Annotated in this window: 13 protein-coding genes and 2 pseudogenes; 9 read left to right on the plus strand and 6 right to left on the minus strand. The window is 69.0% G+C overall.

Annotation, left to right across the window (positions count from 1 at the left end):
* Positions 1-1,287, minus strand: a complete 1,287-nt coding sequence (locus tag AOZ06_RS26510) for an ABC transporter substrate-binding protein (protein ID WP_054291884.1) — start codon at positions 1,285-1,287, stop codon at positions 1-3.
* A 161-nt stretch (positions 1,288-1,448) separates the two neighbouring features.
* Between AOZ06_RS26510 and AOZ06_RS26515 the strand changes: the two genes are divergently transcribed.
* Entirely contained in the window at positions 1,449-2,477 is a 1,029-nt protein-coding gene (locus tag AOZ06_RS26515) for a LacI family DNA-binding transcriptional regulator (RefSeq protein WP_083471944.1), read from the plus strand.
* Between the two features lie 205 nt (positions 2,478-2,682).
* Here AOZ06_RS26515 and AOZ06_RS61545 read toward each other — a convergent pair whose 3' ends face one another.
* A complete protein-coding gene (locus AOZ06_RS61545; protein WP_054291885.1) occupies positions 2,683-3,210 on the minus strand; it encodes a glycoside hydrolase family 6 protein in 528 nt (175 codons plus the stop codon).
* A 158-nt stretch (positions 3,211-3,368) separates the two neighbouring features.
* A pseudogene (locus tag AOZ06_RS61550) lies at positions 3,369-3,665 on the minus strand (cellulose binding domain-containing protein); the annotation flags it as partial.
* Positions 3,666-3,788: 123 nt separating this feature from the next.
* Between AOZ06_RS61550 and AOZ06_RS26530 the strand changes: the two are divergent.
* Entirely contained in the window at positions 3,789-4,256 is a 468-nt protein-coding gene (locus tag AOZ06_RS26530; RefSeq protein ID WP_157233250.1) for a hypothetical protein, read from the plus strand.
* 58 nt (positions 4,257-4,314) lie between these two features.
* On the opposite strand, the gene AOZ06_RS26535 is transcribed toward AOZ06_RS26530, so the two are convergent.
* Positions 4,315-5,502: a DUF6801 domain-containing protein gene (locus tag AOZ06_RS26535; protein WP_157233251.1), complete on the minus strand. Its 1,188-nt coding sequence runs from the start codon at positions 5,500-5,502 to the stop codon at positions 4,315-4,317.
* A gap of 283 nt (positions 5,503-5,785) precedes the next feature.
* Complete coding sequence (locus AOZ06_RS61555) at positions 5,786-7,027, minus strand: TetR/AcrR family transcriptional regulator (RefSeq protein ID WP_083471946.1); 1,242 nt, start codon at positions 7,025-7,027, stop codon at positions 5,786-5,788.
* 88 nt (positions 7,028-7,115) lie between these two features.
* Here AOZ06_RS61555 and AOZ06_RS26545 point away from each other — a divergent pair, with 88 nt between their 5' ends.
* Genes AOZ06_RS26545 through AOZ06_RS26555 form a run of 3 tightly spaced genes read left to right on the plus strand, consistent with a single transcriptional unit; the run spans position 7,116 to position 9,302 of the window.
* On the plus strand, positions 7,116-8,012 hold the full coding sequence (locus AOZ06_RS26545) for an alpha/beta fold hydrolase (RefSeq protein WP_054291889.1): 897 nt from the start codon (positions 7,116-7,118) through the stop codon (positions 8,010-8,012).
* Positions 8,009-8,662 carry a VC0807 family protein gene (locus AOZ06_RS26550; protein WP_054291890.1) on the plus strand — a complete coding sequence of 218 codons (654 nt, stop codon included), beginning with the start codon at positions 8,009-8,011 and terminating at the stop codon, positions 8,660-8,662. The genes AOZ06_RS26545 and AOZ06_RS26550 overlap by 4 nt, the downstream gene beginning before the upstream one ends.
* Entirely contained in the window at positions 8,655-9,302 is a 648-nt protein-coding gene (locus AOZ06_RS26555; protein WP_157233252.1) for a hypothetical protein, read from the plus strand. The genes AOZ06_RS26550 and AOZ06_RS26555 overlap by 8 nt, the downstream gene beginning before the upstream one ends.
* Positions 9,303-9,363: 61 nt before the next feature.
* Here the strand turns inward: AOZ06_RS26555 and AOZ06_RS59115 are convergent, their stop codons facing one another.
* Complete coding sequence (locus AOZ06_RS59115; protein ID WP_338073263.1) at positions 9,364-10,773, minus strand: asparagine synthase-related protein; 1,410 nt, start codon at positions 10,771-10,773, stop codon at positions 9,364-9,366.
* Between AOZ06_RS59115 and AOZ06_RS62190 the strand changes: the two are divergent.
* The 4 genes and pseudogenes from AOZ06_RS62190 to AOZ06_RS26580 all read left to right on the plus strand — a co-directional run.
* A pseudogene (locus AOZ06_RS62190) lies at positions 10,702-11,703 on the plus strand (M1 family aminopeptidase); the annotation flags it as partial. The gene AOZ06_RS59115 and the pseudogene AOZ06_RS62190 sit on opposite strands and share 72 nt — an antisense overlap.
* 118 nt (positions 11,704-11,821) lie before the next feature.
* Positions 11,822-13,027, plus strand: a complete 1,206-nt coding sequence (locus AOZ06_RS26570) for an MFS transporter (protein ID WP_054291894.1) — start codon at positions 11,822-11,824, stop codon at positions 13,025-13,027.
* Complete coding sequence (locus AOZ06_RS26575; RefSeq protein ID WP_169798820.1) at positions 13,024-13,638, plus strand: M23 family metallopeptidase; 615 nt, start codon at positions 13,024-13,026, stop codon at positions 13,636-13,638. The genes AOZ06_RS26570 and AOZ06_RS26575 overlap by 4 nt, the downstream gene beginning before the upstream one ends.
* Positions 13,639-13,660: 22 nt before the next feature.
* On the plus strand, positions 13,661-14,146 hold the full coding sequence (locus tag AOZ06_RS26580) for a GNAT family N-acetyltransferase (protein ID WP_054296932.1): 486 nt from the start codon (positions 13,661-13,663) through the stop codon (positions 14,144-14,146).
* The last annotated feature ends 1 nt before the right edge of the window (position 14,147 follow it).

The following is a 14,147-nucleotide window of genomic DNA, read 5'->3' on the forward strand; positions in this document are numbered from 1 at the left end:
CTACCTGACCAGCTTCTTCGCGCCGTCGACCGCCTGCTTCCAGCCGTCGTCCGGCGACGCGCCCTGTTCGACGGCCGCCAGCGCCGGGCTGGTCACGTTCTCCTGGATCTGGCCGTCGCGCGGTCCCTTGTACTGCGCCTTGGTGACCTTCTTGGCCTGGGTGGCGAACAGTTCGCCGACCTTGGTGGTGCCGAAGTAGTCGTTGGTGAACGACAACAGCTCGGCGGACTCGATCGCCCTGACCTGGCTGGGGAAGTTGCCGGTCGACTTGAACGCCTTGAGCTGCTGCTCCGGTGCTGTGAGCCACGCGGCGAGCTCAGCGGCTTCCTTCGGGTGTTTGCTCTGCTTGGGAACGGTGAGGTAGGAGCCGCCCCAGTTGCCGCCGCCCTCCGGGAATGCTTCCACGACCGCCCACTTGCCCGCGTTCTCGGGGCCTGCCTGTGCCTTGATCACGCCGAGCATCCAGGACGGGCACGTTTTCGTGGCGAACGCGCCCTGTTTGAACCCGCTGTTCCACTCGTTGGAGAACGCCGTCAGCTTCGCGGTCTGGCCGCGCTTGGCCGCCGCAGTCACCTTCTCCCAGCTCTGCCTGATCTTCGGGTTGGACTCGATGGCCAGGCTGTCGTCCTGGTTGATGTACCCGGTGTCGAGCTGGTTGACCATGGCGTTGAAGATCTGCGACGACGAGTCGAACCACGCCTTGCCGGTCGCCTGGGTGTACCGGTCGCCCGCGGCGAAGTACGAATCCCAGGTGGCGAGCATCGTCTTGAGCGAGACGTCGTCGGTCGGCATGTCGGCCGCCTGCAACAGGTCGGTGCGCACGCACACGGCCAGCGGGCCGATGTCGGTGCCGTAGCCGATCAGCTTGCCGCCCTTGGCCTTGCCCGCCTCGTACTTCCACGGCAGCCAGCGGTCCTCGAGGTCCTTCGGGCCGATCTCGCCGAGGTCGTTGAACTTGTCGGCCTTGTCGATGAACGTGGAGATGTGGCCCTCTTCCAGCGCCTGCACGTCGGAAAGGCCTGAACCGGCGCTGAGCTTGGTGAGCATCTCCTGGTGGTACGGGCCGCCCTGGCCGGTCTTGCGGTGGGCGATCCTGATCCCCGGGTGCGCTGCCTCGTACTGCTTGATCAGGTCCTCGTAGCCGAATTCGGTGAACGTGGCGATCGTCAGCTCGATCGGCCCGCTCGCGCTCGGTGCCTGGCCGGACGGTGTTTCGCCGGACCCGCCGCACGCGGCCACCCCGGTGACCAGTGCCAAGGCGGCGGTGCTGCTGAGAATTCTTCGCACTTCATGCCCCTCGTTGGACGGCGTTCTGGGAGCGCTCCCAGATGTGTGGCGAGTGTGTCCTCCCGCTACGAAGGATGTCAAGGTCGCGGGACCCGGGAGCGTTCCCATGGCGTGCGGGGCCAGGCAGGTCATAGGCTGGGCGGTGGAGACAGGAGGACGGGGTGGGATTACCGGATCAAGGCGGGCGGCCGACGTTGGAGGACGTCGCGGCCTACGCGGGGGTGTCACGTTCGACGGCATCCCGTGCGTTGAACGAGGAGACCTACGTCAGCCCCCAGGCCAGGCAGGCCGTGCGGGCGGCGGTTCGAGACCTCGGCTATTCGCCGAACCAGGCGGCCCGGTCGCTGGTGACGAAAAGGACCGGCGGCGTGGCTCTCGTGCTGTCCGAACCGGAGTCGATGGTCCTCGACGACCCGTACTACCTGGTCGCGATGCGGGCGGCGTTCCGCGAGCTCGCCAACCGCGGCAGCCAGATGCTGGTGATGTTCGTCGACAACAAAGAGGACATCCCCCGGACGATGAAGTTCCTCGACGGCGGGCACGTCGACGGCGTGCTGGTCTTCGCGCCGCACATCGGTGACCCGCTCGCGACGGCGCTGCGGCTGCTGCGCGTCCCGGTGGTCTTCGGTGGCTCGTCGGTCGCCAACGGCAAAGGCCTGTACACAGTGGACTACGACAACACCTCGGGCGCGAAGCTCGCGGTGGAATACCTGCTGGCACGGGGTCGCAGGCGGATCGTGACCGTGAGCGGCCCGCGGGACCAGCGATCGGCACGAGACCGGCTCGCCGGGTGGCGGGAAACCATGGCGGCGGCGGGGCTGGCGTGGGAGGGCCTGGCAGAGGCCGCGGACTTCACCCAGACGGGCGGGGACATCGCGATGCAGCGCCTGCTCGACCGTGTTCCCGACCTCGACGCTGTCTTCGCGGCCAGCGACCCGATGGCCGCGGGCGCGATGCGGGCACTGCACTCGGCAGGCAGACGAGTCCCCGACGACGTCGCGGTGATCGGCTTCGACGACAACCCCCGCGTGGCGCCGTTGCTCGACCCGCCGTTGACCTCCGTGCACCAGGACCCCGGCGAGCAGGTCCGGGAGATGATCGAGATGTTGCTCAGGTTGCTGTCGGGAGAGCAGCCTCCGCAGCGGCACCTGGTCCTCCCCGTCTCACTGACCACAAGGCAGTCGGCCTAGTCAGTGGTGCGGATCATCCGTCACTGCCTGGAGGTGAAGAGGTTGCCGAGTCCTGTGGCCGGTGGCGCCGAACATGCCGGCGCCGGTGAGGACTCGGCCGACCGTGAACCGACGCCTTACAGCGGCGGGTAGGCGTTGCGCAGCAACTCGCGGAACTGCGCGGAGGACCAGTGGCCGGACAGCGGGGCGTCAGGCAGCGAACCTGTCAGGTTGTTGTTGTTACGCGGGTGCCGGTGTACGCCGGGCCGCACATCCGGTCGAAGCCCTTGCCCTCGTTGTTCGGGATCTCCTTGCTCGACCCGTCGGACTCGCCCGGCGGCTTGATCCAGGCGTACGCGTCGATCCCGTTCTCCGGCACCGCTTTCGGCCGTTCACCGAGTCCCGCACCGGACTGGTTGCACCAGTTGCCGAGGTGGATCCGGCGATCCACCCGCCCACCGTTGACGTAGGCGTCCACAGTGGTGCCGGGGCCAGGCCCGGCCGGTCGCGCCGATCCGCCCCACCCGTTGCGGGAGGTGTCGATCAACATGCCCACACCCGAAGGGAAACCCGCGCGGACGGCCTCGTCCCGGAATGCTGTGGCGCGGGAGAGTTCGTCGGTGTAACGGTTCCAGTCGACCCACTTCGACTGGCGCACCGACGTGCCGTTGACCGTGTCGTTGATGGTGAAGTGCGGCTCGCGCAGCGCGCTGTAGTTGGCCGTGTTGGCGATGAACCCGTGCACGTTGTCCACAGAGCTGCCTGACGCCCTGGCCGCCTGGGCGAACAGTCGGCGCCGGCGTACGGGTTGTCCACCTTGGACCCGCTGCCCGGCGGGGGAGTGGTGCCGTCACAGGTGACGCCGTTCAGGTTGAACGACACCGGTTTGCCGTTGGTGCCGGAGAAGGTCCCTTTGAAACCGGGCGACACGCTCGCGCCGGTCGGCACGGACCCGTTCCAGGCCGTGTCGCGTGCGGTCACGCCCTTGCCCTGGTGGGTGAACTCGGCGTTCCAGCCTTGCCGGACCTGTTGGTCACCAGGGAATTCCCATTCGAGGGTCCAGCCGCCGGACACAGGATCGCCGAGGTTGGTGACCGTCACGGTGGCACCGAAACCGGTGCTCCACTGGTTGGTGATGGTGTAGTCGACCTTGCACCCGGGTGCCGCGCTTGCGGCGGGTGCGGTCAGCGCGGCGGCGGTTACCGCCATCGGCAGGGTTGTCACACCCAGCGCTGCGTGGAGCCCTCACGCATCGCCTCCTTGCGTGCAGAGCCAGAATCTGGGAGCGCTCCCAGCAAACGGTAGCCGTACCGGTATCCGCGGTCCCGGGCATTGCCCACTGTCGAACAGTCCCAGCTCGTAGTGGACGGTGTGTGCCACTCCCTCGCCGAGCGGCTCGACGACCTGCCACCGGAGGACACGCTCGAGCAGATGTGCGCGGCGGCAGACCGGGACCGAGCCGACGCGGTTCGCGCCGACCTCGTGCGTGACTCACAGCTGCTCGGGAACGCCGCGCTTGTGGTGCTGCCGGCTGCCTGGGCGGACGAGGACGAACAGGACCGGCTCCGCGCGGTGCTGACCGAAACCAAGGGCGAACTGCCCGTGGTCGAGATCGGGATCATCGCGGTCACGGTCATGTACGGCGTGTACCTGCTGGCCACCCGCGGCATCAAGAGGTACGGGAAAACCACGACCCACAAGCCCGACGGCACGTTCGTGGAGAAGGAAAAGATCGAGTACGTCAACCCGGCCGGTGCGCTCAGCGCGATCGTCAACCTCTTGCGGCAGAACAACCAATGACGACCACGGTCACCTGTGCACTCCGAAGTGCGCAGGTGACCGTGGTGTCGTCACTGGCTCACGCGGTGATCGGCACGGAGGCGACGTGCGGGTCCTGACCGGGAGCCACGGTGCAGGTCAGTGGCAACTGGCCGGCGCTGGAACCGTCGGCCTTGAACCCGTCGACACGGCCGTTGAGTCCCTGTCCCGCGGCGACGTTGACTGTGCCGGGCTGGCGGAAGATGAGGCTTGGCGTGTCGGGTGAGATCGTGCCGGTCATCGGTCCGGTGGGCGGCACCGCGATCGGTGCGACGGTGCCCGGGATGCCGATTGTCAGCCGGGTGCCTTCGAAGTCCACGTCCACGTCCGCTCTGCCGCTGCCGCCGACGGAGGCCACCTCGCGTGACCGCAGCTCGTTCGTGATCGTGTCGTTGAGCGCGGCGTTGATCTTCAGGTTCGTGATCCGCAGTCGCTGGCCCACTCTGCCCGAATCGGGAATGGTGCCGGTCAGCGTGCCGGTGACGTCTTGTGTTCCCACCGGATCCGGGAACGCGCACGCGTAGGTCAGTGTTTTGCTGATGTCACCCAGCGGTGCGGCGGCGTGCGGCGCCGCTATTCCGGGGGCGGAATTCGAGATCGGAATGGTGGCGAAGAGCACATCTTGTGGCGGTATCGTCGCCTTGACGGCGCACGGCACGTTCAGGACGCCGAGGGCGGTTGGCGTGTTGTCCGCTTTGCGGGTGTCCACTTTCGCGTTGAACTGCGCGCCCGCCGCGAGACTCAGCGACCCGCTTTCGTACACCACGAAGTCCGGCATCGCACCCGTGATCGCCAGCTTCAACGTGCCACTGGGCGGAATGTCCTTCCTGGGGATCTTCAGGCCCGGCAGGCCGAGCGTGAGCTGCTTGCCGTCGTACGCCGTGTCGACGTCCGCGACCGCGGTGCCCTCGGCGTGATGGGTCTGGAAAGCGCGCAGAGCTCCCACGATGTTCGCGCTCAGCTCGACGTCGATCGACAGGTCGCTCGGCACGATGCGCACGCCCGCCTGTCCGGCATCCGGCAAGGCGATGCGGACCGCACCGGTCACGTCTTGCGGTCCGACCAGCGGGAACGTGCACCTGTAGGTGAGGTTCCTGGTCACTTCCCCCGCAACCGCGTGGCCTGTGGCGACGGCCGGTCCCGCGGACACCGCCACACTCGCCGCGACCACGGCCGTCACAGCGATCGCACCGATTCTTCGTCCGGGGAAACCTGAGCGTGCTGACATGCGAAACCTCCTCAGCTCTGGTCGCGCTTGACTGGAAGCCGCGATTCTGAATTCGATCGGCAGGGGTCGCTTGATCAGTGAATTCGAAAAGGTGACGCGACGAGACTTCGTACACCAAAGATGCTACTGGCCGGTATCCTACGTTCAGGTAGGATTTTGTTCAAGCCTTGAGCCGGGCGTATCGTTTCAGAATGATCGGCAGGAAAAACTATCAGCGGTCTGCCAAAAGCAGCTCACATTCTTATTATCCGGATGATCAGTCGCCGGGTGCGATCCGCACGTTTCACGTCACGTGGTTCGCTGGCCCGCGCCGCGATTCGTGGGCGTTCCTGTCGCTGATTCGGACGCTGGGCGACACGATGACCCGCAACGCCTGTGCGATCTCCAACCGGCCCGCCTTCGCGTCGCGGACGTCGAGCACCCGGCCGAGGTGGTCGCGTAGCACGGAGACGCCGAGCTTCAGCGCGGTCAGGACCGCCGCCACAGTGCGGGCTGCCACGGCGACGTCCGGCACGCACACTTGCCGCTCGGTCACGGCGACCAATTCGTCGAACACCGCCGCTGCGTCGGGAGATCCCTCGACGAGGGCGCGGGCGAAGTAGTCCAGCACCGGAGGGTCCGCCTGGCAGGCCTCGGCGAAGAAGTCGCCTTGTTGCGCGAGCTGTGTCCGGAAGAACTCGGTCACGTGGGCGTCGCAGGCCGCACGGAGGCCGGCCTTGGTGCCGAAGTGGTGCTGCACCAAGCCGACCGAGACGTTCGCCGCCTCGGCGACCACGCGCAACGAAGTGCCGGCGTAGCCGTGGACGGCGAACAGTGTCATCGCGGCGTTGCCGATCCGGGCACGCGTGGGGAGGTCTGCGGAGGGCGCGGTACTGCCCCACGTGGGCGCGGCGACATGGTTGTCCTGCCGGGCTGGCAATACATACATATTGTCGATGCGTGCCGACTGGGGTCTCAGGCGGGCCAGATGATGATCCACGAGCGATATCGCCTGCTCAGGGGTTCGGTGACCGAGCAGGACCGCGTCGCCGAGGCCGGTGACCACACCCAGCAGCAGGTCTGCTTCCTGGGCGGCGTCCAGTAACGGGTCCAGGTCGCCGGATTCCTGGGCGGCGGTGACCATGGCGGTCACGGCTTCGTGGAGCTGCGCGTTGCCGACGCGGAATCGTTCGGCGATCTCCGGGTCCTTCAGCGCGTGCACGACGAACGCGTTCGCGACCAGCGCCTGGTCCCGGCTCTCCTCGGTGAGGGGCAGCAGGGCGACCAGCGCGGTGCGCAGGCCGGTCAGTCCGCCGGCGAACATCGTCCCCACCCGGGTTTCCACGTGGTCGCGCAGCGTTCGCGTGGTGTAGCGCAGCATGGCGTCCCGGGTGGGGAAGTAGTGCTGGACCAGGCCCTTCGAGATGCCTGCCGCGGCTGCGACCTCGCCGATGCTCACCGCTTCCAGGCCTCGGTCGGCCGCGATGCGGCGGACGGCCCCGGCGATGAGCCGCCGCCGCTGTTCGTGATCCACCCGCTTGGGCACCGCGGCACGTCCTTACGATGTGATCGGATTGCAAAAACTTTCCACCATGTTTACGATGCAAGCGTATCGCGAAGATGGGGAGGACTCAATGAAGCTCGGCGGATTCACATCGCCGCAGGCCCGTGTCGAGTACGACGCGGCATACGACCGCGGGTTCGCCGCGCTGCCTGCTCCCACCGGCAGACACGACGTTCCCACCCAGTTCGGTACCGCACGGGTCTACCGCTTCGGCGAGCCCGGCCCTGCCCCGGCGGTGCTGCTGCCCGGGAGAGCGGGCACAACGATCATGTGGGAGCCCAACCTTCCCGCACTCGTGGACCGAGGTCCCGTGTACACGGTCGACCTGATCGGGGAGCCGGGGCGGAGCGAACAGACTGCTCCCATCCGGAACGCTGCCGACCAAGCCGCTTGGCTGGACACGGTGCTCACCACGCTCGACCTGCGCGACGTGCATCTCGTCGGCTACTCCTTCGGCGGCTGGCTGGCCACCAACCTGGCCGTGCGTGCGCCGGACAGACTCGCCTCGCTGACACTGATCGATCCCGTGCAGACCTTCGCCATGTTCCCGGTTTCGCTGCTCGCGCGCACCGCGCTCACGCTCATGCCCGGCATTCGCCGCTGGGCCCGGACGTCGTTCCTGTCCTGGGTTGCCGACGGCGCCGAGGTGGACGAAGCAGACCCGGTGGCGTCGGTGATCGACGAGGGCATGCGAACCTACCGGATCACACTGCCGACCCCGGTCCTGTTCACCGACGCGCAACTGCGTGGCCTGTCGGTCCCGGTGCTCGCGTTGATAGCGGGCCGCAGCGTCATCCACGGCGCCCAGCGCGCGTTCGCTCGTGCCCGCAAGCTGCTCCCTGACGCCCAAGTCGAGCTTTGGCCGACGGCGACACACGCGATCGCGGGCGAGTCACCCGCCGAGGTCAACGCCCGTGTACGGCAGTTCCTGGCCGAGATCGAACAACGAGGTGAAGTGCGGCGATGAATGCTCGGAAAGAAGGCGGCAACCCGTTGGTCGCGCTGGTTCTCTGGGACGCGGGACTGCCCTTACTGGCGTACTACGGCCTGCGACTCGCCGGCCAGAGCGAACAGGTCGCACTGCTGGCCGGTGCGGTGTTCGCCGCGATCCGCATCGCCTGGGTCGCGGTGCGGCAGCGTTCGTTCAACGGGTTCGCCGCGATGCTCGCCGCGGTCCTCGCCATCGGCCTCGTGCTGTCCTTCGTCACCGGCGACGCGCGGTTCATCCTGGTCAAGGAGTCCTTCGGCACCGCGGTGGCCGGGTTGATCCTGCTCGCCAGCTGCGCGAGCCGTAAGCCATTGGTCCTGGTGGCGGTCCGGGCGGGCTCGTCCGCGGCCAAACGCGAGGAGATCGATCAGCTGTGCGCGCAGGTGCCGGAGTTCCGGCGGGCGTTCGTGCGCATGTCGGCCGTGTGGGGGACAGGTCTGCTGCTGGAGGCAGTGCTGCGTGTGCCGCTGGTGTACGTGCTGTCCGCGGACGTGATGGCCGGTCTCAGCGTCGTGCTGCTACTCGTGGTGATCGGACTGCTGTCTGGCTGGACCGCTTGGTACGCCACCCGGATCCAGAACCGGTACGCACCCCAGCACACGCCCGCGGAGGTCCATGGCCATGGCTGACAATCAACTGAGCGTCCACGACAGGCCGATCAGAACACTGCTCGGCCGCCGATTCGCCGCCGCGCTGGCTTGCCTGGCTCTCGTGGCCACGGCAGCCTGCGGCTCCCGGATCGACACGAGCACCACCGATCAGGTCACGACTCCCGCGCCCGTCCCGCCCACCAGCGAGACCCCGACGCCCAAGGGCACGCTGGAGCAGATGACGCTGGCGGTTCGGGAAGAGGCCGAACGGATGATCGGCGGCCCGCACGCGGAGCTGGAGGTCACGTGCCCCGACATCCGGGGGGACAAAACGTGCGACGCCGTCTTCCGGGGACACCGCGTGCGGTTCGACCTGGAGATCAAGGGTGCTACCAGCACACGCGTGACCTATGACATCACTACCGAACAACGGTTCCTCACCAAGGAGAACCTGCATCGCTCGTTCTACAAGAGCGTTGTCGACAACGCGAACGGCAAGGCGCCCGACCCGGACGAACAGCTGCGCTGCGACATGGTGCCCGACGTGTCGGTGAAGACCATCGGCAAGGAGAAGCTGGCCAGCCTCGGTCTGCGGTGTTTCCACTATGACGGGACGTTCACCAAGGAGCGGCACGTCAAGTCGAGCGGGGCCCATCTGGTCTTCTCCTCAGAGCCCTGAGGCGGCGACGGTGGTGGTACTGGCCGTGTAAGTGCCGGGTGCCTGGCTGTGCGGCGGCGTATCAGCGGTCGCGCCTGGCGGCACGGTTATGAGGAGTCGGCGGCGGCGACGCCGATGACGCGGTCGCGTAGGTGAAAGCGCAGCCGCTCTGTGTGCCCGGGTTGCCGCCGCCGATGACGCCCGGGTCGCTCTCCCGGCGCCCCCGAGGGGCGAGGCCCGCGTAGCCGTGGCTGTCGAAGAACACCTGCCACAGCACGTTCCACGGTTCGCGGACGCGCCGCTCGGGGTCGATCACGTACTGGGGCGAAGGCCGCAGTCTTTCCTGCACGACGTTGTCCCCGCGGTCGGGGTCGGCGACGAGCGCGGCCCATTCGCGGTCCGTCACCTCGTCGCCGAACACGACGCCGTTCCCGCCGCTCGCTGCCGCTGGTTTCAGGACCAGGTCGGCGCGGCGGGCGCGGACTTCGTCAAGCAGGGCAAGGCGATCCTTCGTTCCGGTGAAGTCGAAACCCCGGCCGGCTCGTCGCGTCCACGGGATTCGCCGGGCCACCAGGTCGCGCTCGGCGGGGGAGAGCACCGCGCTGACAGCGGGTTCGTACAGCAGGCCCAGCGCCGCCTTGCTCCCGTGCATCTCGGAGTCGAACGACGTGAACCACGCCGTCTTGCCGCTCAGGTGGCCCCGCCGCAGGATCTCCAGCTTCTCCATCCCGTTCTTCTCGGCGAGGATGTGCCGGACGAAGAACTTGCGCAGCACGACATCCACCGGCACACCCTTGACGAGCACCTTGTCGCCGCTGCTGTCCACGTCCTCCAGTTCGCCGTACACCGCCCGGAAACCGCGCTCCCGGAACTCTGGCGCCATCCACTCGCACAACCCCACGCAGCCCGTCTCCTCGACGATCGCCACGGTCGGGTGCTCGCAGCCGACCACCTCGCTCGCCACGTCCCGCACCTCGCCGGCCAGGCGTGCGATCGTGTCCACGTGGGCGAGGCCGAACTCCCGCGCGAACTCCGCGAAGTGCGGTGTGCGCAGCAGCAGGTCGTTGAGCTTCGTCTTCTTGTACTCGGCGATCACGCTGCCGGTGTTGATCTCCACGGCGCGGATGCCGCCCGCGGTTTCGAACGCGTCGACGCGGCCGTACGACTCGTTGCGGCCGACGCGGCCCACCCGCAGGATCTCGCGCACCAGGCGGTGGTCAAGGAACGGCACCCGGTTCTCGATGCTGTTGCCTGCCGCGGTGCGGTCCTCGTGCCAGCAGTTGTACGTCTGCAAGTCGCGGTACTTCGTCCGGATGTAGGCGCGCCAGGCGTCATCCCGCCCGTCGTCGCCCGCGAGCCCGGCGACGAAACCCGGGGTGAAAACCTCGGTGCCCTGGTGTTCCCCGAGTCCGACCTGCTGGTGCGGGAGGCCGACGCGGACCAGGCGGCGGTGCGCCGCGTCGCCGACGTCCTCGCCCACGAACTCGCCCACCTGTGGTTCGGGGACCTGGTGACCATGCCGTGGTGGGACGAGCTGTGGCTCAAGGAAGGGTTCGCCACGTTCATGTCCCACCGCGCGGTCGCCGCGTGGCGGCCGGAATGGGAGCGCTGGCACGAGTTCCTGGTGGAACGGGCGGCCACCATGGAGGCCGACGAGCAGCCCTCCGCGCAGCCGGTCCAGCGCCAGGTCGGTTCCGCCGCGCAGGCGGAGGCCATGTTCGACGCGCTGACCTACCGCAAGGCCGCCGCGCTGCTGCACATGCTGTGCGGCTACCTCGGCGAGGACCGGTTCCGGGCCGGCGTCGTGTCGTTCCTGCGCACGCACGCGTACGGCGTCGCGGGTGCCGGGCAGCTGTGGCGCGCCCTGGCCGGGACCGGTGAGCCGGAGGTCGGCGAGCTGATGTCGGCGTGGCTGGGTTCGGCGGGCCACCCGGAGATCGAGGTGGACCTCGTCGGCGACCGGGTGGTCGTCGAGCGATCCGGCGGCACCGCGCCGATTCCGGTGGCGCTGGGGGCGGAAACCGTTCTGCTCACCGGCGCACGGACCGAATTCGGCACGGACGGCAACCGAGCGGTGGTGGCGAACACGGGTGGTTGGGGCTTCTTGCGGGTGCGGTACCGGCCCGCCGCCCTCGGCCCAGTCGTGGCGGACTTCGCGACCATCGCGCCGGTGGACCAGACAGTGGTCCTGCGGGACGTCTGGTCGTGTCTGCGCGCGGGCACCGCTGCCACCACCGACTGGGTCGCGCTGGTCTCGGCGCTGTCCGGTGCGACCGCGGCGCCCACGTGGACGCTCGCCGCCGACCAATTGTCCACTGTGGACTCGGTGGTCGGTGGGGCGGCACATGCCGGGTTCGCCGGCTGGCTCACTCAGGTCCTCCGGAGTGCGGTACCCACGGCCGCGGACCGGCAACGGGCGACGATCCTGGTGCTGCTCGGAGTGGTCTGCGGCGACCCTTCGACCATCGAATGGGCCCGTGCGGCACGGCACGCCGAGCCCGCGTTCACCGACGCGGCTGTAGCCGTGACGGGCGCGGCTGTTGCTGGCCGGCCGGCTGCTCGCGGCGACCGGCACCGGGGCGACGTCGGTGTGCTCCGCGCTGTTCCTCGTCAGGTCGGTCGGGCTGGCGCCTGCGGAGGTCGGTACCGGCCTGCTTCTCGCCAACGTGGCCGGTTTCGCGGCGCTGCCGCTGGTGGGTCGGTGCGCCGACCGCTGGGGCGGCCGGGCAGTCGCCGCCGTGCTCGGCCTGGTCGCGGCGGCGGCGCTGCCGTGGTTCTCGGCGGTGGACTCGTTGATCGTGTTCGCCGCCGTCGAGGGCGTGGTCAACGTCGCGCTGCTCGGCATGATGGTCGGTGTGCGGACGCTGGTCGCGCACCTGTTCGAGGGCCGTACCCGGGTGCGGTATCAGGCGTACCAGCGGTCGGCGACCAACCTCGGCATGGCGGTCGGTGCGCTGGTCGCTGTGCTGCCGTTGCAGGCGGACACCAGGGACGCCTACATCGCGGTGTTCTACGCGAACGCCGTGGCCGTGGCGGTGGCCGCGGCGTGCGTCTGGTTCGGACCCCGGCCCCAGTGGCAAGGCACAGCAGGCCGTCCTTCGCGGTGGGCCGCGTTCTCCGACAGCTCGTACCTGGTCATGACCGTGCTGTGCGGAGTGCTCGTGGCCCGCGCGAGCATGCTCACCACGGCGATCCCACTGTGGATCGGCATGGACGGGGACCTGCCGCGCGGTCTGGCGGGCGTGTTGCTCGCCGTCAACACGGGATTGTGCGTGCTGCTACAGGTGCGGCTGGCGGCCAAGGCGGACACCCTGCCGGGGGCGCGGCGGTCCATGTGGCGCGGTGGGTACGTGTTCGTGCTGGCGTTCCTGGCGATCGGAGTGGCGCCCGCGGCGTCGGCCGTCCCGGCGACCGGTCTGCTGCTGCTCGGCGTGGTGGCGTTCAGCGTGGCCGAGATGCTGACCTCGGCCGCGTCCTGGACGCTGAGCTTCGAACTCGCCGATCCTGCCGCGCACGGCCAGTACCAGGCCGTGTACTCGCTCGGCACGGGGCTGGGCGGGGTGGTCGGCCCGCCACTGGCGACCGGGGTGGCGATCGGGCTCGGGATGCTCGGATGGGTCGTGGCGGCACTGTTCTTCCTCGTTTGCAGCGCATCGGCCGCGTACCTGATCCCGTGGGCCGCCCGGCGCGCACCATCGGCGGCCACGGCCCACGCGGACACCTCCACGACAGGGAGCAGGAAGTGACCGATGGCATGCCCGGCAACGGGTTCCCGTTCCCGGTCCTCGGCAGGTCCTGGCCGGACTACCGCGACGACCCGGACCTGCTCGGCGCGGACGACGGCGTGCCGGGACGCGGCGGCTGGCGGTTCCGGCGCGCAGCGACGCACCTGCATCGCGGGATCGATCTGAAGGGGCCCGTCGGCACCGCCGTGGTGGCAGTGGAGGACGGGATGGCCGAGTTCGTCTCCGCCGCCACCGGGGCCGGTCCGGTGGGCTGGAGCACGGCCGGTCACCGCGTCCGGCTGTTCGGCGCCAGTGGAGCCGGCTACCTGTACCTGCACCTCGGGACAGACCACGCGGACGTGGACGACGCGTTCCCGGCCGGCCGCTCGCCCGGTGACCTGGTGGCGGTGTCAGCCGGCGAGGTCATCGGCTACCTGGGACGCACCGGCGGTTCGGTGGCCACCGGGCAGCAGATCCCGCTGCGGGCCGCGCACCTGCACTTCGAATACCACCCGGACGGCCTCGGCAACGGTGACGCCAATCCCGCACGCGTGCTGGAACGCAGCTTCGGGATGCCGTCGCCGCAGCCGACCGGGAGCCTGCGTGCCGCAGGTCGCCACGCCCGGCCCTGAACGGCGCTGGCACCATGGCGCCATGCGGATCCGTGCGGTTGCCGAGGACGATCGGACCTGGGTGGAGAAGGTGCTCACCGAACGGTGGGGCTCGACCACCATGGTCAGCCGGGGCGTGAGGCTGGCGGCCGACCGGTTGCCCGCCCTCGTCGCCGAGGTGGACGGCGAGCGTGCCGGGCTGCTCACCTACCACCGGAGCGGGGACGAGATCGAGATCGTCACCCTCGACGCGCTGCGCAGCGGGGCGGGGATCGGCCGTGCGCTGCTGGACGCGGTGCACGAGGAGACACGACGGCTCGGCGCCACCAGGCTCTGGCTGATCACCAGCAACGACAACGTCGAGGCGCTCCGCTTCTACCAGCGCGCCGGTTACCGGATCACCGCGGTGCACAGTGGTGCGGTCGACCGCGCGAGGGAGGTCAAACCCAGCATCCCGCTCGTCGGCGCGCACGGCATCGAGATCCACGACGAGATCGAGCTGGCACGCATGGTGGGCACCGGGGCCTGAC

Source organism: Kibdelosporangium phytohabitans (genome assembly GCF_001302585.1).
GTDB classification, from domain to species: domain Bacteria; phylum Actinomycetota; class Actinomycetes; order Mycobacteriales; family Pseudonocardiaceae; genus Kibdelosporangium; species Kibdelosporangium phytohabitans.

Coding starts and splice junctions, on each gene's coding strand:
- AOZ06_RS26545 (WP_054291889.1), top strand. CDS start 7,116: ATGAAGCTCGGCGGATTCACATCGCCGCAGGCCCGTGTCGAGTACGAC.
- AOZ06_RS26580 (WP_054296932.1), top strand. CDS start 13,661: ATGCGGATCCGTGCGGTTGCCGAGGACGATCGGACCTGGGTGGAGAAG.
- AOZ06_RS26555 (WP_157233252.1), top strand. CDS start 8,655: ATGGCTGACAATCAACTGAGCGTCCACGACAGGCCGATCAGAACACTG.
- AOZ06_RS26535 (WP_157233251.1), bottom strand. CDS start 5,502: ATGTCAGCACGCTCAGGTTTCCCCGGACGAAGAATCGGTGCGATCGCT.
- AOZ06_RS26550 (WP_054291890.1), top strand. CDS start 8,009: ATGAATGCTCGGAAAGAAGGCGGCAACCCGTTGGTCGCGCTGGTTCTC.